At 63.3% G+C, this 19,516-nt stretch carries 22 protein-coding genes; 11 read left to right on the forward strand and 11 right to left on the reverse strand.

What is annotated here, in order from left to right:
* Positions 1 to 93: 93 nt before the first annotated feature.
* Complete coding sequence (locus tag NKJ55_RS12765) at positions 94 to 894, reverse strand: lytic murein transglycosylase (RefSeq protein ID WP_352450205.1); 801 nt, start codon at positions 892 to 894, stop codon at positions 94 to 96.
* 185 nt (positions 895 to 1,079) lie between these two features.
* On the opposite strand from NKJ55_RS12765, the gene NKJ55_RS12770 reads away from it, so the two are divergent.
* The 7 genes from NKJ55_RS12770 to rpsP all read left to right on the forward strand — a co-directional run bounded on the left by NKJ55_RS12770 (position 1,080) and on the right by rpsP (position 8,106).
* Positions 1,080 to 2,327, forward strand: a complete 1,248-nt coding sequence (locus NKJ55_RS12770) for a flavin monoamine oxidase family protein (protein ID WP_352450206.1) — start codon at positions 1,080 to 1,082, stop codon at positions 2,325 to 2,327.
* 90 nt (positions 2,328 to 2,417) lie between these two features.
* Complete coding sequence (locus tag NKJ55_RS12775) at positions 2,418 to 3,512, forward strand: zinc-binding metallopeptidase family protein (protein WP_352450207.1); 1,095 nt, start codon at positions 2,418 to 2,420, stop codon at positions 3,510 to 3,512.
* 63 nt (positions 3,513 to 3,575) lie between these two features.
* Positions 3,576 to 4,178, forward strand: coding sequence for a DUF1236 domain-containing protein (locus NKJ55_RS12780; RefSeq protein WP_352450208.1), 603 nt, complete (start codon positions 3,576 to 3,578; stop codon positions 4,176 to 4,178).
* 147 nt (positions 4,179 to 4,325) lie between these two features.
* Complete coding sequence (locus tag NKJ55_RS12785; protein WP_352450209.1) at positions 4,326 to 5,294, forward strand: CPBP family intramembrane glutamic endopeptidase; 969 nt, start codon at positions 4,326 to 4,328, stop codon at positions 5,292 to 5,294.
* A 409-nt stretch (positions 5,295 to 5,703) separates the two neighbouring features.
* Entirely contained in the window at positions 5,704 to 7,320 is a 1,617-nt protein-coding gene (ffh, locus tag NKJ55_RS12790) for a signal recognition particle protein (protein WP_352450210.1), read from the forward strand.
* A 7-nt stretch (positions 7,321 to 7,327) separates the two neighbouring features.
* Positions 7,328 to 7,654, forward strand: a complete 327-nt coding sequence (locus NKJ55_RS12795; RefSeq protein WP_352450211.1) for a chorismate mutase — start codon at positions 7,328 to 7,330, stop codon at positions 7,652 to 7,654.
* A gap of 50 nt (positions 7,655 to 7,704) precedes the next feature.
* Complete coding sequence (gene rpsP, locus NKJ55_RS12800) at positions 7,705 to 8,106, forward strand: 30S ribosomal protein S16 (RefSeq protein WP_352450212.1); 402 nt, start codon at positions 7,705 to 7,707, stop codon at positions 8,104 to 8,106.
* A gap of 73 nt (positions 8,107 to 8,179) precedes the next feature.
* Here the strand turns inward: rpsP and NKJ55_RS12805 are convergent, their stop codons facing one another.
* Positions 8,180 to 8,443: a YMGG-like glycine zipper-containing protein gene (locus NKJ55_RS12805; RefSeq protein ID WP_023680734.1), complete on the reverse strand. Its 264-nt coding sequence runs from the start codon at positions 8,441 to 8,443 to the stop codon at positions 8,180 to 8,182.
* Between the two features lie 191 nt (positions 8,444 to 8,634).
* The gene (locus NKJ55_RS12810; RefSeq protein ID WP_352450213.1) at positions 8,635 to 9,045 is read right to left on the reverse strand and encodes a DoxX family protein; all 411 of its coding nucleotides are present in this window, start codon (positions 9,043 to 9,045) and stop codon (positions 8,635 to 8,637) included.
* 260 nt (positions 9,046 to 9,305) lie between these two features.
* Between NKJ55_RS12810 and NKJ55_RS12815 the strand changes: the two genes are divergently transcribed.
* The gene (locus NKJ55_RS12815) at positions 9,306 to 9,713 is read left to right on the forward strand and encodes an ACT domain-containing protein (RefSeq protein ID WP_352450214.1); all 408 of its coding nucleotides are present in this window, start codon (positions 9,306 to 9,308) and stop codon (positions 9,711 to 9,713) included.
* Positions 9,714 to 10,010: 297 nt separating this feature from the next.
* On the opposite strand, the gene NKJ55_RS12820 is transcribed toward NKJ55_RS12815, so the two are convergent.
* Both NKJ55_RS12820 and NKJ55_RS12825 read right to left on the reverse strand, forming a co-directional pair.
* Positions 10,011 to 11,045 (reverse strand): aspartate-semialdehyde dehydrogenase, encoded by a 1,035-nt coding sequence (locus NKJ55_RS12820; protein ID WP_352450215.1) that lies wholly within the window; start codon positions 11,043 to 11,045, stop codon positions 10,011 to 10,013.
* Between the two features lie 105 nt (positions 11,046 to 11,150).
* Entirely contained in the window at positions 11,151 to 11,300 is a 150-nt protein-coding gene (locus NKJ55_RS12825) for a hypothetical protein (RefSeq protein ID WP_352450216.1), read from the reverse strand.
* 201 nt (positions 11,301 to 11,501) lie between these two features.
* Between NKJ55_RS12825 and NKJ55_RS12830 the strand changes: the two genes are divergently transcribed.
* Entirely contained in the window at positions 11,502 to 13,334 is a 1,833-nt protein-coding gene (locus NKJ55_RS12830) for a DEAD/DEAH box helicase (RefSeq protein WP_352450217.1), read from the forward strand.
* An 88-nt stretch (positions 13,335 to 13,422) separates the two neighbouring features.
* Positions 13,423 to 14,136, forward strand: a complete 714-nt coding sequence (locus tag NKJ55_RS12835) for a DUF805 domain-containing protein (RefSeq protein ID WP_352450218.1) — start codon at positions 13,423 to 13,425, stop codon at positions 14,134 to 14,136.
* A 279-nt stretch (positions 14,137 to 14,415) separates the two neighbouring features.
* Here the strand turns inward: NKJ55_RS12835 and NKJ55_RS12840 are convergent, their stop codons facing one another.
* The 6 genes from NKJ55_RS12840 to leuD all read right to left on the reverse strand — a co-directional run bounded on the left by NKJ55_RS12840 (position 14,416) and on the right by leuD (position 18,851).
* Complete coding sequence (locus tag NKJ55_RS12840; RefSeq protein ID WP_352450219.1) at positions 14,416 to 14,925, reverse strand: GNAT family N-acetyltransferase; 510 nt, start codon at positions 14,923 to 14,925, stop codon at positions 14,416 to 14,418.
* Positions 14,926 to 14,929: 4 nt separating this feature from the next.
* Positions 14,930 to 16,033, reverse strand: a complete 1,104-nt coding sequence (leuB, locus tag NKJ55_RS12845; RefSeq protein WP_352450220.1) for a 3-isopropylmalate dehydrogenase — start codon at positions 16,031 to 16,033, stop codon at positions 14,930 to 14,932.
* Between the two features lie 137 nt (positions 16,034 to 16,170).
* Positions 16,171 to 16,524 carry a VOC family protein gene (locus tag NKJ55_RS12850; RefSeq protein WP_352450221.1) on the reverse strand — a complete coding sequence of 118 codons (354 nt, stop codon included), beginning with the start codon at positions 16,522 to 16,524 and terminating at the stop codon, positions 16,171 to 16,173.
* A gap of 48 nt (positions 16,525 to 16,572) precedes the next feature.
* Positions 16,573 to 16,956 (reverse strand): RidA family protein, encoded by a 384-nt coding sequence (locus NKJ55_RS12855; protein WP_352450222.1) that lies wholly within the window; start codon positions 16,954 to 16,956, stop codon positions 16,573 to 16,575.
* Positions 16,957 to 17,254: 298 nt separating this feature from the next.
* On the reverse strand, positions 17,255 to 18,184 hold the full coding sequence (locus NKJ55_RS12860) for an Ivy family c-type lysozyme inhibitor (RefSeq protein ID WP_352450223.1): 930 nt from the start codon (positions 18,182 to 18,184) through the stop codon (positions 17,255 to 17,257).
* A gap of 61 nt (positions 18,185 to 18,245) precedes the next feature.
* Positions 18,246 to 18,851, reverse strand: coding sequence for a 3-isopropylmalate dehydratase small subunit (gene leuD, locus NKJ55_RS12865; RefSeq protein WP_352450224.1), 606 nt, complete (start codon positions 18,849 to 18,851; stop codon positions 18,246 to 18,248).
* Between the two features lie 167 nt (positions 18,852 to 19,018).
* On the opposite strand from leuD, the gene NKJ55_RS12870 reads away from it, so the two are divergent.
* On the forward strand, positions 19,019 to 19,444 hold the full coding sequence (locus tag NKJ55_RS12870) for a GNAT family N-acetyltransferase (RefSeq protein WP_352450225.1): 426 nt from the start codon (positions 19,019 to 19,021) through the stop codon (positions 19,442 to 19,444).
* The last annotated feature ends 72 nt before the right edge of the window (positions 19,445 to 19,516 follow it).

The following is a 19,516-nucleotide window of genomic DNA, read 5'->3' on the forward strand; positions in this document are numbered from 1 at the left end:
TTCGAAAGGGCAAGGCAAGCCCTGCGCAGTTGCGAGACTCTTCATGCTCGCCTCGCGCTTCCAAACCGAGCCCAGTCGTTTTTGCGTTTCCTGTCAGTCGGCATCGATCGCCGTGGCCATGCGGGCGATGGCCTGTTGATAGACGCTCGCCGAATTCCAGCCGGCAATTGCGCCGATATTCGCCTGCGCGCTGGCGCCCGGTCGCCAACCATGACCCTTGAGGAAGTTGGCGGTAGAAGCCAACGCAGTGGCCTTGTCACGCAGGTTTTTGTTGCCTACGCCATATGTCAAAACATTTCCGGGCAGGAACTGCGTGTGACCAATCTCGCCATGCGCGGCACCGACCGACGAGGCGCTCAACGCTCCGCGATCAACCAGCTTCAGGGCCGCAATGGCATGCGGGTAGAAGAACTCCGGACGGCGGCAGTCATAGGCCAGCGTTAAAATGGCGGAGACCGTATTCTGGTTGCCCATGGCGGAACCGAAGCCGGTCTCCATGCCCCAGATGGCGAGCAACACGCCCGGCGACACGCCGTAATTCCCTTCGATCTTGTCGAACAGCGCAGCATTGGCCTTCTTCAGCGCACGGCCCCTGGCAATGATCGCGGACGCGCCACGGCGCTTCATGAAAGCTTCCACTGAGCCGCTGAAAGCCTTATGGATGGCGCGATCGACGGAGATCGTCTTTGTCGCGTAGGTTGCGCGAGCCAGAGCGGCCAGACCCTTCGAGCCGACACCGTCGGCCTTCGCCTCCGCGGCGAACTCCGGTTTCCATGCCTCGAAGCCGGCGCCGCTCTTGCCACAGCTGGCCGCCGCCTGCGCGCCCGTCGCCAGCGCAAGCACCGCCACCACCGTGGCCACTACAAACATCTTCCCCTTGGCAAGAAATGCCATGCTGCTCTCCTGGTTGCCTGAATCACGTTCCCAATTGCGAACTTGCCTGCGAAACACCTGCTTGTCACTGTCCCGGCGCTGCGCCGATGCACTCAATACAGCAGGAACCTCAAATCCACCACACTGGCGGACGCCCGGGAATTTGCCTACGATCAAGTAATTATTGTGGCGGGGACAGAATAAGCATGGAAGACGTTGATGTCGTGATCATCGGCGCCGGTTCAGCCGGGCTTTCGGCTTCCAAGACCCTGCGCGCTGCCGGTTTTTCCTTCAAATTGTTGGAAGCGATGAACCGCATTGGCGGCCGCGCCTGGACCAGCGACCAGCATTTCGGCGTGCCGTTCGACATCGGCTGCGCCTGGCTGCATGCCGCGGACCGCAATCCCTACTTTCCCGAGGCGAAGGCCGCTGCCTGGACGCTTCATCACCACGACATGAATGTCGATCATCTCTATTACCGTGAGCGAAAGGCAAGCGAAGCCGAGGAGGCGGCGATGAAGGTGGCCGACGCAAGGCTGTTCGAACTGGTGGCGGCACATCAGGTGAGGGAAGGCGACGACGACCGCCTTTCGGCATTGCTCGCCAAGGGACACGCGCCGCGCGCCGCCGCAACCTTCGCCGGGCCGATGGATTTCGGCGCCGACGAGGACGAGATATCGATCCGCGACTTTCAGGTCGCCGCCGATCTCGATCCGAATTATTTCACCAGGGAAGGCTTCGGTACGCTGGTTGCCCGCTTCGGCGCCGACGTGCCGGTGGAGCTGTCGACGCCGGTGCGCAAGATCGTCTGGGATGGGCCGGGCGTAGCCTGCGTCATCGATCGCGGTACCATCCGCGCCAAGGCGGTCATCGTCACTGCCTCCCCGGCAGTGCTCGCCTTCGAGGAGATTGCGTTCTCGCCTGCACTCCCCGATGCGCATTTCGCCGCCTTCTTCGACCTGCCGATGGGCATGCTGACCAAGCTGCCGGTCGAAATATCCGGTACAAGACTCGGCCTGGAGCCGTTCGACGATTTGCTGATCGAGCGGTTGGCCCGGCACGACATTTACTTCCTCTGCTTTCCCTTCGACCTCGATTTGATGGTCGGTTTCGTCGGCGGCGATTTCGCTTGGGAGATGTCAGCGGCGGGCGAGGCGGCTGGCATCGACTTCGTCGTCGACCGGCTCTGCGGCATCTTTGGCGGCGACATACGAAAGCATGTCGGACGCGCAATGATGACCAATTGGGGCGCTGAGCGGTTCGTGCGCGGCGCCTATGCGGCGGCGCGGCCCGGCCGCTCGCAAGCGCGCGCCACGCTGATGCAGCCCGTGGCGGAAAAGATCTTCTTCGCCGGCGAGCATTTGGCCGGTCCGCTGATGCAGACCTGCGGCGGCGCCAGATTGTCGGGCGAGGCAGTGGCCAGGGAGGTCGTCGCCCAGCTTGCGGCAAAATAGCATCGGCCGGCAGGAACGTGGGCAGCTGACAGGCGTTTGGCGTTCTCCTGCTCGTATCGTCCTCCGCATTTCGAATGATTTGAGACGCCAATGAAGCTTTTCGACTGCCCGCATTGCGGCCACCGTCTCTATTTCGAGAACGCGCAATGCCTGAACTGCGCCAGCCTCGTGCTCTACGATCCCGAGCATGCGCGCTTCGCGCTGTCCGGCGCCGACGTCTTCCATTGCACCAATGCCGACGAATGCGCCTGCAACTGGATGGCGGAGCCCGGCCACGCCTTCTGCCGCGCCTGTGCGCTGAACCAGCTGATCCCGGATCTGTCGGTCGACGGCAACCGCCGCCGCTGGATCCGTGTCGAGGCGGCAAAGAAGCGTGCCGTCTATTCGCTGCTCGCCTTCGGCCTGCCGGTCGCACCCAAGCAGGACGTTGGCGACGAGATCGGTCTCGCTTTCGATTTTCTTGCCGATCCGATCGGCGGCGGTCCGGGCGGCGAACGTATCCTGACGGGTCATGACAACGGCCGGATCACGCTCAACGTCGCCGAGGCGGATTCGGCAGAGCGCGAACGGCGTCGCGTCGAGATGGGCGAGAACTACCGCACGCTGCTCGGCCATTTCCGCCATGAGTTCGGCCATTATTACTGGGACCGCCTGATCCGCGACGATTCGCAAAAGCTTGCCGGTTTTCGCGCTTTGTTCGGCGACGAGCGCGCCGGCTACGAACAGGCGCTGAAGACCTATTATGCCGATGGCGCGCCGCCCGACTGGCAGCAGCGCCATATCTCGGCCTATGCGACGTCGCACCCATGGGAGGACTGGGCCGAGACATGGGCGCATCACATGCACATCACCGACACGCTGGAGATGGTGCATGCCCTGAATTTCCCGCTCGGCCGGCTGGAAACCGTTGAAGCCAACGAGCTGCCGCGCGCCGATACCGGCGGCAAGCTGCAGCCGGCACCATCGGAACCCGCCTCCAGGCCAGAGCCTTTCGAAAGGATTCTCGACCGCTGGCTGGTGCTGTCGGAGGCATCCAACTCGATCAACCGCTGCATGGGCCTGCCCGATCTCTATCCCTTCGTCATCTCGGACGTGGCGGCGCAAAAACTTGCTTTTGTTCACGAGCTTTTGACCGACCTGCCGAAAACGACTGGAACAAATCGTGAGCCGGCCGAAGCCTTTTAGCCGGAACGCATGCGGCTTTGCTTCGTTTTCCGTGCCAAGGGACTGTGAAACGGAGAGAAGACCATGAAACGCATATTGTTTCCGGCGGTGGCCGGAGCGCTCATAGCGATGTCGGGCTCTGCATTGGCCGACACCGCCGTCTCGGCCATCACTGATCTCAATGTACGCGCCGGCCCCGGCCCGCAATATCCGGTGATCGGCGTGCTCGCGGCCGGCCAGTCGGCGACGCTCGACGGCTGCATCGCTAACAGCAAATGGTGCACTATCGCCGAGGCTAACGGCCAGGGCTGGGTCTATTCCGACTATGTGACGGCCGATTTCGGCGGCAGCCGTGTGGTCCTGACACAGCGTCCGGCCGGCGCCGACATTGCCGTCGTGACGCCGCCCGCCGATAGCGTCGAGTATTCCGACAGCTATACCGGAGCAATCGTCGCCGGCGAGGCGATCGAGCCTATCCGGAGACCGCCGGCCGAGATCCGTACCTATGTGCGTACGCATCGGCTCGATCCGGTCTATCTGGAGGGCGAGGTGGTGACGGGCGCGACGTTACCTGACACCGTCGAGCTGCGCGAGATTCCGGACTATGATTACCGCTACGTCTATGTGAACGGCCAGCCGGCACTGGTCGATCCGGGCAGCCGGCGTATCGTGTACGTCGTGCGCTGACGATACAAACAGGGCGGTCGCCCTGTAATGGCGGCCGCTCGCACTCCCGACATTGCCACAAGCCGGCATTGCCGCTGCAATACCGGTTTCCACATTGGGGCCGATGTTCTAGACCTTGCGAGCCGAAGCACCAGCCAGCGAGCCCGCGTGACGATCGACCCAACCGCCTTCCAACAGTACCGGCACACCGCCAACAACAAGACCACTTTGCCGCGGCTTCTGCTTGGAGCGGTGGTCGTCATCCTGTTCTGGCTCGGAACCACTGCCGCCGTGCTGTTCGGCGGCACCTATGCCTTTGCCGTTTGGCAGGCATCGTCTGGCACCGCCCCGCCAGGTGGAGGAGCGGTGCAGGATTTCATGGCCTCTCCTGCGGGCATCCTCGCGGCGCTGGCTTCATTTGCCGGAATCTGGCTCGGCCTTTGGGCTGCCATGCGCTGGATCCATCGCGAGAAGCTGACAGCCCTGATTGGCGTCAGCCGGCGCATTTCTTGGTCGGGGTTCCTGAAAGGACTGACCGCGGTGCTGATCACCTCGCTGCTTTCCGAGATCCTGCTTTATGGTTTGCAGCCCGACATCGCGCGCGGCGCGATCGGCCTGTCCGCGTGGCTTTCGTTCCTGATCCCGATCGCCGCCCTGACCTTTCTGCAGACCTCGTCGGAGGAGATGCTGTTTCGCGGTTATCTGCTCAGGGGCCTGGCGAGCCGGTTCCGGAACCCTTTCATCTGGGCGCTGCTGCCGGGATTGCTGTTCACCTCCCTGCACTGGAGCCCAGGTTCGAGCGCTGCCATCAATGCCTGCGTGCTGGCCTCGATCGCCGCCTTTGCGCTGCTGCTAACGCTTCTGGTCTATGCAACCGGTAATCTCGGTGCCGGCTTTGGTGCCCATCTCGGTAACAATCTGACCGGCTTCCTGCTGATTTCGCACCAGCAAAGCTATAATTCCTTCGCCCTGTTCAACGCCAAGCCGCTCGAAGCCGCCGGCTGGACGACTTCAGACGCCGTCCTCATCGCTTCGATCGGCATCGTCAGCAGCCTGTTGACCGTTCTGCTGCTTTTACATCCGCGCTCACCGCTGAAGGTCGAGCCGGATATGGCGCGCGCCGGCAGCGTGCGCTGATGTGCATTGCCTGGTCGTCCTGAGCTATTTGACGCAAAGCTTGACCAAAGCTTGACTCTGCGGCCGATTTCCTGTCTACACGCCGCGAATTCCGCGACGAGTATTCCTCCGAGCAAACCGACCGGGACGCCGAAACCTCTTTGAGGTGAAGTGCTGTAAATCGATCCCGGAGGCCAACACCCGGCAGCGCTGTGCGCCCCCGGGTGCTTTTTGGCTTTGGGCTTTGCCCGGACCGGCTTTTGCTTGGACAGTTGGCGCGAACGCATTACCTCTCGGGCATCATCCGGGTGCCAGGGAAAAGGAAAAAGAATGTTTGAATCGCTACAGGAACGCACAAGAGGCGTGGAGGGCCGCAGGCCCGACGGGGATCAGCATGAATCCAAGGCGCTCTCGCACGGCGGTTTGACCAATGTTTGAGTCCCTGCAAGAGCGCCTTGGTTCGATCCTGAACGGCCTCACCGGCCGCGGCGCCTTGTCGGAGGCTGATGTCTCGGCGGCGCTGCGCGAGGTGCGCCGTGCGTTGCTCGAGGCCGACGTGGCGCTGGAAGTGGTGCGTTCCTTCACCGACAAGGTGCGCGAGAAGGCCGTCGGCGCCGCCGTGGTCAAGTCGATCAAGCCCGGCCAGATGGTCGTCAAGATCGTCCATGACGAGCTGGTCGAGATGCTCGGCGCCGAGGGCGTCGCCATCGACCTCAATGCACCGGCTCCGGTCGTCATCATGATGGTCGGCTTGCAGGGTTCCGGCAAGACGACGACCTCGGCCAAGATCGCCAGGCGCCTCGCCGACCGTCAAAACAAGAAAGTCTTGATGGCCTCGCTCGACACGCGGCGTCCCGCCGCGCAAGAGCAGCTCCGCCAGCTCGGCGAGCAGGTCAAGGTCGCCACATTGCCGATCGTCGCCGGCCAGACGCCGGTCGATATCGCCCGCCGCGCCGTGCAGGCGGCCAAGCTCGGCGGCCATGACGTCGTCATCCTCGATACCGCCGGCCGCACCCATATCGACGAGCCGTTGATGGTCGAGATGGCCGACATCAAGAAGATGTCGTCGCCGCACGAGATCCTGCTGGTCGCCGATTCGCTGACCGGCCAGGACGCCGTCAATCTGGCAAAAAGCTTCGACGAGCGCGTCGGCATCACCGGCCTCGTGCTGACCCGCATGGACGGCGACGGCCGCGGTGGGGCGGCGCTCTCGATGCGCGCCGTCACCGGTAAGCCGATCAAGCTGATCGGCACCGGCGAAAAAATGGACGCGCTGGAGGAATTCCACCCCAAGCGCATCGCCGACCGCATCCTCGGCATGGGCGACATCGTCAGCCTCGTCGAAAAGGCGGCCGAGAACATCGACGCCGAACAAGCCGCGGCGATGGCCAGGAAGATGCAGTCGGGCAAGTTCGACCTGAACGACCTCGCCGGCCAGCTTCAGCAAATGTCGAAAATGGGTGGCATGGGTGGCATCATGGGCATGATGCCCGGCATGGGCAAGATGAAGGACCAGATGGCCGCCGCCGGGCTCGACGACAAGATGTTCGGTCGCCAGCTCGCCATCATCTCGTCGATGACCAAGGCCGAGCGTGCCAACCCCGATATTCTGAAGCACTCGCGCAAGAAGCGCATCGCCGCCGGCTCGGGTACCGACGCGGCCGAAATCAACAAACTGTTGAAGATGCATCGCGGCATGGCCGACATGATGAAGGCGATGGGCGGCAAGGGCAAAGGCGGCGGCCTGATGCGCGGCATGATGGGCGGCCTCGCTTCCAAGATGGGGCTCGGCGGCATGATGCCTGGCGGCGCAGGCGGCATGATGGGCGGCGGCATGCCGGACCTCTCAAAGATGGACCCCAAGCAGCTCGAAGCCTTGCAGAAGCAGGCCCAGGCGGCCGGGCTCGGCGGCATGAAGGGCCTGCCCGGTGGTCTTCCCGGTGGCGGTGGCCTGCCTGGGCTGCCCGGTGGCATGAAACTTCCCGGCCTGCCGGGCGGTGGCGGGCTGCCAATGCTTGGCAAGAATGGCCTCGGCAAGAAGAAGTGAGGGCGCCATGAACGAAGAGAAGGACATGGCGGACGCGCGTGCGGCGCTGGCCAATTATCGCGCCTCGATCGACAATATCGACGCGGCGCTGATCCATATGCTGGCCGAGCGCTTCCGCTGCACCAAGGCAGTCGGCGTGCTGAAGGCGGAACATGGCCTGCCGCCTGCCGACCCGGCGCGCGAGCAGGAGCAGATCGCCCGTCTTCGCCAACTGGCGAAGGACGCCCATCTCGACCCGGATTTCGCGGAGAAATTCCTGAACTTCGTCGTCCGCGAAGTGATCCGCCATCACGAGCAGATCGCCGCATCCAACGGCGTAGCGAAAACCGGCTGAGGACCAGCCACCAACCGATCAACCAAATCAGAGCTTTTAGGAGAAAAGAAATGCCACTGAAAATCCGATTGGCCCGTGCGGGCTCGAAGAAGCGTCCCTATTACCATGTCGTCGTCGCCGACGCGCGTTCGCCGCGCGACGGCCGTTTCATCGAGTCGCTCGGCTCATGGAATCCGCTGCTGCCCAAGGACGGCGAACGCGTCAAGGTCGACGCCGAGCGCGTCAAGCATTGGCTGTCGCATGGCGCCCAGCCGACCGACCGCGTGCTGCGCTTCCTCGATGAAGCCGGCATCGCCAAGCGCGAAGCGCGCGCCAACCCGAAAAAGGCCGAGCCCGGCAAGAAGGCGCAGGAGCGCGCAGCCTTGCTGAAGAAGGCGCAGGAAGATGCCGCCGCGGCCGTTGCCGCCGCCGCAGCCGCGCCGGCCGAGGCGGAAGCCGCCAGCGCCGAATAAAATCATCTCCACAACCACGAAACGGCGGGCCCTGCCCGCCGTTTTGCTATTGCATCCATATGATGCGGCCCGATCAATAGCCTTCCGGGCAACTCGCAACGTAGACACGACCGTTACGATCGCGATAACGGCATTGGCCGCTTTCGCTGGCACGGCCGATCAGTGCACCGGCCAAAGCGCCGGCCGCACCGCCGATCACCGCGCCCTTGGTCGGGTTGCCGGCCACAGCAGCGCCGACCGCCGCACCGCCCAGGCCACCAACTGCCGCGCCTTGCTCAGTACGGGAGCAGGCACCGAGCGGGACCAGCAAGGCCATCAAGATCATCACCTTTTTCATTGTCGTTCCTCTCCAACAGGGTGCCGTCCTCGCCGCTGCACCCCCTAACTCGCAACCAGGCGATTTGATCCAAAGAAGAAGATCGGCTGCCGCCCGGCGGCGCTCAATTTGATCCAAAGAGTAGAAAGGCGGCGGCAGACCGCGCCCGCTCTGGCAGCGTGGCCACCATCGAACGGCTTTCGATGTCGCCGCTATTGGCTGAACGGGAACAACGCGCGCACCCTTGGATCGCGCAGATACAGGCCACCCCAGACGACGGCGCCGAGATAGACGCCGAACAGTATGTGCGAGAACAAAGGGCTGCCGATACGCACATGCGTGGCGACGGCGCCGCCGAGATAGGCGGTGAGCAGGATGGCGCCGAGCACTGAGGTGCGTGGCAGCGCGTAAAGCGCTGTCGAGACCAATCCAATGGTGCCGAGCATGCGCGAGACATTGGCATCGGCCGGCCAGCCGAGCTGCACCATGGTCTGCGTGACGATTTCGAGCGGCGGTAGCTTGATGACGCCGTCGAAGATCATGAACAGCACGATGACGGCGCTGAGCACGCGGCCGGCCCACAGGGCACGCGGTGAGACGGGTGCTGCCTGAGACATGGTCATTGATGTCCCCTCCGGTCGTTGTGAGCACTGGCTCCTTCGCCAGCTCGAACCAAGGACGCGGCCCATGACGGCGGTCCGACATGCCTCCAGTTCTTTTTCACTCCGGGGGACGGCGACCTCGGATGTACAAGTTCAGCCGGCAACGAACCTGGTCAAGTCCACCTTGCGAGGTGAGATGGAGGGCGTTATTGAAAATCCGTAGGGGTGTCTTCCGACGCTCGACGGCAGCCGCCGCCTGATCGCACAACGAAAAGCAACCGATGGCCGGAGAGACCGACCTGAAACAGTTGCTGGCGGCAATGACGCCGGAATTGCTTGCCGGCGTTCATGTCTTCACCACGTTGCCACCCGATGCGCCCGTTCCCGACAGGCTCCACCCGGTGATGCTGTTTCGCGAGCGCGAGGGCATGACGCTGATCGTGCTTGAAGACCATGCCAAGGCCGCTGGACTGAAAACCGTGTTCCGCTGCCGGATGCTGACGCTGAACATCCATTCGTCGCTGGAAGCGGTCGGCTTCCTCGCCGCCATCACCGCGCGGCTGGCCACCGCCGGCATCGGCGTCAATCCGGTCTCGGCCTTCTACCACGATCATCTGTTCGTGCCCGCCGACCGGGCGGAGGAGGCGCTGGAGTTGCTGTTGGACCTGGCGGAGGAGAACCGGCTGTGACGCCGTCGCCTTGCTGCCTATTTGAGACGCCTGTGCCCCTCATCCGCCTGCCGGCACCTTCTCCCCGTGAACGGGGAGAAGGGCGCTAACGGCCGAAGGCCGAGCCCGCGACTGCGGGCCGCCGGCCTTCCGGCGCCCCCGCGGAGGCCAGCCGCGACAGCAGCGATACGGCCGTGAGCGGAAAAGCAAGCTGAGCAAAAATCGCGGCCGAAGGCCGAGCCTGCGACCGCAGGCCGCCGGTCGTCCGGCGCCCCCGCGGAGGCCAGCCGCGCTAGCGGCGATACGGCCGTGAGCGAACTATGCCGCCTTCTTCTTCGGCTGGATCAGCCCGCGCTCGACCAGCAGCTCGGCGATCTGCACCGCATTGAGTGCCGCGCCCTTGCGCAGATTGTCGGAGACGATCCACATCGACAGGCCGTTGTCGATGGTCGAGTCCTCGCGGATACGCGAGATGAAGGTGGCGTCCTCGCCGGCCGATTCCAGCGGCGTGATGTAGCCGCCGTCCTCGCGCTTGTCGATGACCTGGCAGCCCGGCGCCTCGCGCAGGATCTCGCGCGCCTCATCGGCGGTGATCGGCTTCTCGAACTCGATGTTGACCGCTTCCGAATGGCCGATGAACACCGGCACGCGCACGCAGGTCGCCGTCAGCTTGATCTTCGGGTCGAGCATCTTCTTGGTCTCGGCCACCATCTTCCACTCTTCCTTGGTGAAGCCGTCGTCGAGGAAGACGTCGATATGCGGGATGACGTTGAAGGCGATACGCTTGGTGAATTTCTTGACGTCGACCTGGTCGGCGACGAACACGGCGCGCGTCTGCGTGAACAATTCGTCCATGCCTTCCTTGCCGGCGCCGGAGACCGACTGGTAGGTGGCGACGACGACGCGCTTGATGGTGGCGAAGTCGTGCAACGGCTTCAGTGCCACAACCAGCTGCGCCGTCGAGCAGTTCGGGTTGGCAATGATGTTCTTGCGTGTGAACAGCGAAATCGCGTCCGGGTTCACTTCCGGAACGATCAGCGGCACGTCCTGGTCGTAGCGGAAGGCCGACGAATTGTCGATGACGACGCAGCCCTGCTTGCCGATCTTCGGCGACCATTCCTTGGAGACGTTGCCGCCGGCCGACATGATGCAGATGTCGGTGTCGGAAAAATCATACTGGTCGAGCGTCCGGACCTTCAGCGTGCGGTCGCCGAACGACACTTCCGTGCCCTGGCTGCGCCGCGAGGCCAGCGCAACCACCTCGCTCACCGGAAAGCCGCGTTCCTCCAGTATGTTGAGCATTTCCCGGCCCACATTGCCCGTGGCGCCGACGATCGCAACCTTGAAACTCATCGAAATCTCCTGTCCCTCTCCGCTCGGTTTCTGGAGAAAACCCGCCGGCCGATGCGGGTTTCAACCCCCGGGCCGGACCCGGGAGGGGTGGTTAGGCCAAGGGAATCAGACCGTTTTGGTGGTCGTTTTGCCGGTTTTTTTGAGCAAGAACGTGATTTTGCTGGAACGAGGAGACGCAGCGACGCGCCCGGCCCAATGGTTCGCATTGGGGCCGGGGATGTCGAAGGCAGAAAGCGCCATCAAAAGGCCGCGCATCGAAAACTATCCCGTTCGGTGCCGGCTTTTACGCGGTTTACGTCTAGAGTCAATCGCAAGCAGGCCGACCCGCCCGCCCTGTACAATGACGGCGGCACCAAGTACGAACGAGCATCGTCTGGCTCGTGGCGCCCGTCTGTGGCGCATGCCGACATTTGACCCGTCGCCGGGTATTCAGAATCCGAATTTCGAAAGAGCAAGATGTCCAACTTCGAAGCTATTGTTCCCGCGCTAGCAAAGGCGCTGGAAAAACGCGGCTATGTCGAGCTGACGCCGGTGCAGAACGCCGTTCTCGAGCTTGGCCAGGCCGATGCGCTGGTTTCGGCCCAGACCGGCTCCGGCAAGACCGTCGCCTTCGGTCTGGCTTTGGCGCCGACCCTTCTCGATGGCGCGGAGCGCTTTTCCCACGCGGCGGCACCCCTGGCGCTGGCCGTGGCGCCGACGCGGGAGTTGGCCCTGCAGGTAACGCGCGAGCTGGAATGGCTCTACGAACTGACCGGCGCCACGGTGGCGTCCTGCGTCGGCGGCATGGACATGCGCACCGAACGGCGCGTGCTGGAGCGCGGCGCCCATATCGTCGTGGGCACGCCCGGCCGCCTGCGCGATCACATCACCCGCAATTCGCTCGACATGTCGGCGCTCAAGGCAGTGGTGCTCGACGAGGCCGACGAGATGCTCGATCTCGGCTTTCGCGAGGATCTGGAATTCATCCTCGATGCCGCACCCGCCGATCGCCGCACGCTGATGTTTTCCGCGACCGTGCCGCGCTCCATCGCCACGCTGGCCAAGAGCTACCAGCGCGATGCTGTGCGCATCTCGGCCTCCGGCGAGGAAAAGCAGCATCTCGACATCGAATACCGGGCGCTGAGCGTCGCCCAGGCGGACCGCGAAAACGCCATCATCAACGTGCTTCGCTACTACGAGGCCAAGAATGCATTGGTGTTCTGCAACACCCGCGCCGCCGTCAACCATCTGACGGCGCGCTTCAACAATCGCAACTTTTCCGTCGTGGCGCTGTCCGGCGAGCTTAGCCAGAACGAGCGCAGCCACGCGCTGCAGGCGATGCGCGACGGCCGCGCCAAGGTCTGCATCGCCACCGACGTCGCGGCACGCGGCATCGACCTGCCCAATCTCGAGCTGGTGATCCATGCCGACCTGCCGACCAACCCGGAGACGCTCCTGCACCGAAGCGGACGCACGGGTCGTGCGGGACGCAAGGGCGTCAGCGCGCTGATCGTGCCCAACAATGCCCGCCGGCGCACCGAACGGCTGCTGCAAAGTGCCGGCCTTGCGGCGACATGGGCAAGCCCGCCGTCGGCCGACGACGTGATGCGGCGCGACGATGAGCGCATTCTCGCTGATCCGGTCTTCAGCGAGCCTATGAAGGATGAGGAGCGCGGCTTCGTCGAGGTGCTTCTCGATCAGCACGGGCCCGAACAGGTTGCCGCCGCCTTCGTGCGGATGTGTCGCTCCAGCCACTCGGCGCCGGAGGATCTTCTCGACGTGGCACCGTTCACGCCGTCGGCCGAAAAATTTGCGCGCCGGGATGAGGCACCGAGCCGCCGCGACGATTTCGGCGACAGCGTCTGGTTCTCGCTGTCGGTCGGACGCCGGCAGAATGCCGAGCCACGCTGGCTGATCCCGATGCTGTGCCGGACAGGCGGCATTTCCAAGCGCGAGATCGGCGCCATCAAGATGCAGCCGGAGGAAACCTTCGTGCAGATCGCGGCGGACTGGGCCGAGCGTTTCCTCGCTGCGATCGGCCCCGATCGCAAGCTGCAGGGCAACATTGCGGTCAAGCGGCTGGATGGCACGCCGGATTTGTCGCGGGCCGGCTACCAGGAACCACGACCCGACAAGAAGCCGCACCGCGGCAAGCGCACCTTCGATCAGAACACGCCCAAATTCGAGAAGCGCGCACCGGCCGACCAGCGCCCGGCATTCGAGGCGAAGCCCTGGGCCGGGAAACCGGCCAAGGCGAAGTTCGAAGGCGGACCTGCGAAACACAAGAAATCGAAGAAACGGCCGGGGTAAATAGCCACCACTCTCCATTTCCGCACGCCCCTTGCGGTCTGCCGGAACTTTGCACAGTCTGGGGCGGGGAAATGGGGGTGGGCAGGACATGCGCGGCGAAGTTCTTCATTACGACGAAGACCAGGGTTTCGGCTTCATCACCGGAGCCGACGGCAACCGCTACACTTTGGCGCGCGAAGATTTGCGCCGCGAAGCATCGGTTGCCGGAGGTACGACCGTCGAATTCCAGCCGGCTGGCGGACGGGCACGCGATGTTTTTTCGATCCGCTCCCAACCTGCCAGCGCGCCCGCCGACGCCTCCACTGCAACCGCCGCCCCAACTCAGGCCGGCAATGCGCCCGCGGCACGTCAGCCGCAACATTTCGGCCGTTCCGCTGAACAAAGTCCGGCCGAATCGGCTGGCCTGTGGAGCTACTTCTGGCGGGGTCTGACCGAGAATTACTTCAACTTCGCCGGCCGTGCCCGCCGCAAGGAGTATTGGGGCTATTGTCTGTTCTGGACGATCGCGCTGATCGTGGTCATGGGACTCGGCGTCTTTATCGACGACGCCATGGGCAATCTCGACAACAGTGAATTGCCGGCAGTGACGGTCGGCCTTTCCGGTCTCTTCCTGCTGGCGACAGCCCTGCCATGGTTCGGGCTGAACGTGCGTCGCCTGCACGATACCGGCCTGACGGGATGGCTCTTTCTGCTTTTCCTGGTCCCGACCTTCGGCAGCCTGATCATCCTGGTCTTTGCGCTGATCCCGACGCAGCCGCGCGAAAACCAGTGGGGTCCGGTGCCGGTAGGTGTCAGGGTTTAGTACCTCCACGATTGGGTCGCCGGCCGCCACGCCTGCGTCATCCTAGGGCGGAGCGACGCGAAGCGGAGCGCAGACACTGGGATCCATGACGCGACATAAGTCGAGGAACGCAGCGGTTCAGAATGGCGCTCATATCCACCACGAAGAAGCGCTCGGTTCTGGTCGGCCGAGCACTGCCGCCGGGTAACGGCATGGATCCTGGGGTCTGCGCCGCGTCGCTTCGCTCCTTGCTTCGCCCCAGGATGACAAAAGGGGAGATGTTTCGGCCAATCTCCAAATTTAGGGCTTCCAAGATCGCGTCGAGGAACCACCCGCGATCGCCAGCAGCGCCTCGCCGGATAGCCTGAGAAAGACCTTCTGCTCGTGACGCTCGGCACCAAATTGGGCATAGAAGCGCAGCGCGCCTTCGTTCCAGTCCTTCGTGGTCAGGTCGATGCGGCCGATGCCTTCGCGCAGCCAATGGCCGGCGAGGAATGCCATCAGTGCTCGACCGACACCGCCATTGCGGGCATCATTGCGTACGAATAGGTCCTTGAGGAACAGCAGCCGCTCGAGATCGATGCCGGGATGCGCGATCGCAACCGAGGCCAGCCCGCAAACTTCACCATCGACGAAGGCGAGCGCAAAATGCGGATAGGCCGGACCTTCGTCGCCAAGCCATTTCTGTGCCGCCGATAAAGCTTGGCTGGCGTCGAGTGGCGGCTGCCGGTAATGCACCGCCATTTCGCAAAGCATGGCGGCGAGTGCCGCCGCATCCCCGGTCGTCGCCCAGCGGACGTCGACCGACACGGGATCAGCCCAGAAACTTGGCGATGATCGCGTCGCCCATCTCGGTCGTGCCGACCTCGGTCATCCCCGGCGAATGAATATCCCTGGTACGCAAGCCCTGATCGAGCACGGCGGCGATCGCGCCTTCCAGCCGGTCGGCCTCTTCAACCATGCCGAAGGAATAGCGCATGCACATGGCGAAGGAGGCGATCATGGCGATCGGATTGGCGATGCCCTTGCCGGCGATGTCGGGCGCCGAGCCGTGCACCGGCTCGTAGAGCGCCTTGCGCTTTTTGGTCTTGACATTAGGTGCGCCGAGCGAGGCCGACGGCAGCATGCCGATCGAGCCGGTCAGCATGGCGGCGATGTCGGACAGCATGTCGCCGAACAAATTATCGGTGACGATGACGTCGAACTGCTTCGGCCAGCGCACCAGCTGCATGCCGCCAGCATCGGCCAACATGTGATCGAGCTTGACGTCGGCATACCTGGCCTTGTGCGTCTGGGTGACGACCTCGTTCCACAGCACACCCGACTTCATCACATTGCGCTTTTCCATCGAGGTGACGTGGTTCTTGCGCGTGCGTGCCAACTCGAAGGCAACGCCCGAAATGCGCTCGATCTCGGACGTATCGTATATTTGGGTGTCGATGCCGCGCTTCTGGCCGTTGCCGAGGTCGATGATCTGCTTAGGCTCGCCGAAATAGACGCCGCCGGTGAGCTCGCGCACGATCAGGATATCGAGCCCCTCGACCACGTCCTGCTTCAGCGAGGAGGACGCCGCCAGTGCCGGATAGCAGATTGCCGGCCTGAGATTGGCAAACAACTCCATGTCCTTGCGCAGCCGCAGCAGACCCGCCTCCGGGCGCACCTCGTAAGGCACCGCATCCCATTTCGGCCCGCCGACGGCGCCGAACAGCACCGCGTCCGACGCCATTGCCTTGGCCATGTCGGCATCGGAAATCGCCGCGCCATGCGCGTCGTAGGCGCAGCCGCCGACAAGGCCCTCATCGGTGACGAAATCGCTGCCGAGCTTGTCGTTCATGGCGGAAATCAGCTTCTTCACCTCGGCCATCGCCTCGGGGCCGATGCCGTCGCCGGCAAGCAGGAGAAGATTTTTCGAAGCCATGGGGAACCGTCCTGATTGTGTCGTGAGCCGCGGCCTTGCTAAACGCCAAGCGGCCGGCGCGCAAGCCTGCGGTTCAGAGCATCGGACCCAAAAGTGGAAACCGGTTTTGGGAAACTCCGATGCTCAAGACAAAATGCCTAGAGATGCGAAAGGATATTGACCAGCCTGCCGAACGGGTCGCGTACGAAGAAGCGCCGCACGCCCCAGGGTTCGTCCGCCGGACCGTATTCGATGGCAAAGCCGGCCGTCCTCATGCTTTCAAGCGCGGCATCGACGTCGTCGACTTCGATAGAGATGTCCGGCACCGGCGTTCCTGATCCCCCTTCGGCCATGAAACTGATCTGCACGGACATCGTCTCTTGCGAGCCGTAGGTAGCGATCCAGCCCAAATCCATCTTGAGATCGAGGCCGAGCACATCCTGATAGAAGGGCTTTGCCGCCGCGATATCCTGCGTGTCTATGTTTGCAACGATGCGCCTGACCTTCGCCATGGGCCGATCCTCGTGCTGACCGTGTCGTTTTCGCAACCGTGACAGGCATCAGGCTGTGCGCCGCAGCGCCGTCACCTCGATCTCGATCTTCATCTCCGGCTTGTTGAGCTGACACACGATCATCGTTGCCGCCGGCCTGATCTCGCCAAAGACCTCGCCGAGGATCGGGAACACCACATCCACGAAAGCCGCATCGGTAATATAGTAATGTGCCCGCACCACATCGGCCATCTCGAAGCCGCCGTCCCCGAGCGCCTTGGCGATCGTCGCCAAGCAATTGCGCGTTTGTGCCTCTACGGTCTCCGGCATCGACATGGTCGCATAATCGTAGCCGGTCGTTCCGGACACGAAACACCAGTCGCCCTGCACCACGGCGCGCGAATAGCCGGCGGTCTTCTCGAAGGGCGAACCGGTGGAGATCAGTTTTCGCATGGCTTCCTCGCAGTGGTTGCGGCCATCCTGAAGGTATAGGGTCCACCCGGCCATGGGCCAGAGGCAACCGATTGTTGTTACGACGTGGAAAGCGCAGACCTTGGAGATTGGCCAGAACATCTCTCCAGTCGTCATCCTGGGGCGAAGCAAGGAGCGAAGCGACGCGGCGCAGACCCCAGGATCCATGCCGTGACATCCGAGCGACACAACGGTTCTTCGGCCGATGTTACGGCATGGATCCTCGGGTCAAGCCCGAGGATGACGAAAGCAGGGTAGTCGCCGCGCCGCGCAAAAAAACCTAATTCGCCGACCCCAGCGCCTTGTCCAGCGCTTCCTTGACGTCGGCCGGCCATGTACTCACCGCTGGCCACGCGTCCGGCTCGGGCTTGTCGCCGCGGCGGGCGAAATAGAGCTTCCGGTTGACCGGGTCGACCGCCATGAAGCCGTCATTGCCGCCGCAATCATGCGGCACGCAGCCGCTGGCAAAAAAGGCGCCCGACGCGGTTTTTTCCGTGCCGCCGCCGACCAGCAGGCTGGTCGCCATGTCGGGCATGTCCTTGCCAAGCAGTGTCTCGGCTAGTTTGTAGACCGCTTCATTGTGGAAGGCGTCGATGATGTTGTCGTATTTCGACGGATCAACGTCCTTCCAGTCGGTGCCCAGCTCCGGCATGTAGGTCAGATTGCCGGACGTCGTCAGTCCGTCCGTCGGCGACCATTGCAGCGCCGGCTTGGAATCGCCCGGCAAAAGATAGGGCACGAAATAGATGGCGCTGTCGGAGATCGCGGCCGGCGGCGCGCCGCATTCATCCTGCTCGACCGTGGTCGTCTGGATCGTGCCGCCTTCCGGCTTCCACACGATCACCTTGGCCGGGCCGCATTGATTGCCGCCGTCGCCGACATCGACCAGCGCCACCTTGACGCCGCCGACCTCGACGATCTTGTCGAAGAAGACGTCGTAATTGCGCGCCAGTTCCTTGCCGTCGAAGGCGAGCACCCGTTCCCCGTACTCTTCCTCCTGAGTGATGGTCAGCTGGCCGCCCTCGAACGGGACCGGCGCCTGTTTGTCATTGTCGGCTAGGGCCGCATTGCTCACCGGGCCCTGGTCGGCGGCCCCGCCGGACGCATCGTCAGCCGGCACGAGCACCATGTCGGTCTGTGCATGCGCGCCTGCCACCGGCATCAGAATCCACGCCAGCGCGCAGGCTCCGGCAAGAAGCGAACGTGTCATGACTGTCCCCTCCGTTCAGCCGCCACGAACCCGGCCTGTCGCGGCCAGGTCATCCTACCGCTCAGGCCCAGGGGCGCTCAGCAGCGTTCTTCTTCTCGAACGAAGCGATGGCGCCGGCCTTCTCCATGGTCAGACCGATATCGTCGAGCCCGTTGAGCAGGCAGTGGCGCTTGAATTCGTCGAGGTCGAACTTGACCACGCCCCCGTCCGGCCCGCGAATTTCCTTGGCTTCGAGATCGACCGACAGCGTCGCGTTGGAACCGCGCGAGGCATCGTCCATCAGCTTCTCCAGGTCTTCCGCGCTGACGGTGATCGGCAAGATGCCGTTCTTGAAGCAGTTGTTGTAGAAAATGTCGGCGAACGAGGTCGAGATGACGCAGCGGATGCCGAAATCGAGCAGCGCCCACGGCGCATGTTCCCGGCTCGAACCGCAGCCGAAATTGTCGCCGGCGACCAGGATCTGCGCCTTGCGGTAGGCCGGCTTGTTGAGCACGAAGTCCGGGTTTTCCGAGCCGTCGTCCTTGTAACGCATTTCGGCGAACAGGCCGGTGCCGAGCCCGGTGCGCTTGATCGTCTTGAGATAATCCTTGGGGATGATCATGTCAGTGTCGACATTGACGATCGGCATCGGCGCGGCGACACCGGTGAGCTTGGTGAATTTTTCCATGGTTCTTGCCCGTCTTCTTCTCGTTGCGGGGAATTGCTGGCGCCCGGTTTACACAATGCCGCGGGCAAATAAAAGACGGCTGTTTTTGGACTTCCGTCGTCGATCGAAACACAAGTTCGGTACAAAACAGCTTCAAAACCACCTGCCCATGGTGCACTTTTGTCGACATGACAACGCGATCCACGATCCTTTACGCCAGCGAACCGGGCCTCGGCATCGCCGAGTTCCGCCGCGTTCTGGTGGAATCCGGCCTCGGCGAGACACGGCCCGTCGATGATCATGCCCGTTTGAAGGCGATGCTCACGAGTGCCGACCTGGTGCTCACCGCGCGCATCGATGCACCGGGCAAACCGCTGGTTGGTGTCGCTCGCGGCATCACCGACTTTTCCTGGGTCTGCTATATCTCCGAGCTCGCTGTTTCTGCATCGGCGCAAGGGCTGGGTATCGGCAAGGGCCTGATGGATGAGGCACGCCGGCAACTCGGACCTTCCGTTGCCATCAGCCTGATCTCCATACCCGACGCCGTCGGCTTCTATGAGCGTATCGGCATGGAGCGCATGCCCAACGCATTCTGGTTCGGCCGCAAGCGCTGAAATCCACTCCCAGCGACCTCAACCCGCGCATTCTGCCTCTTGACATGCAACCAAATGGTTGCATATTAGAGT

The sequence above is a fragment of the Mesorhizobium sp. M0106 genome (assembly GCF_040322715.1).
GTDB lineage: Bacteria > Pseudomonadota > Alphaproteobacteria > Rhizobiales > Rhizobiaceae > Mesorhizobium.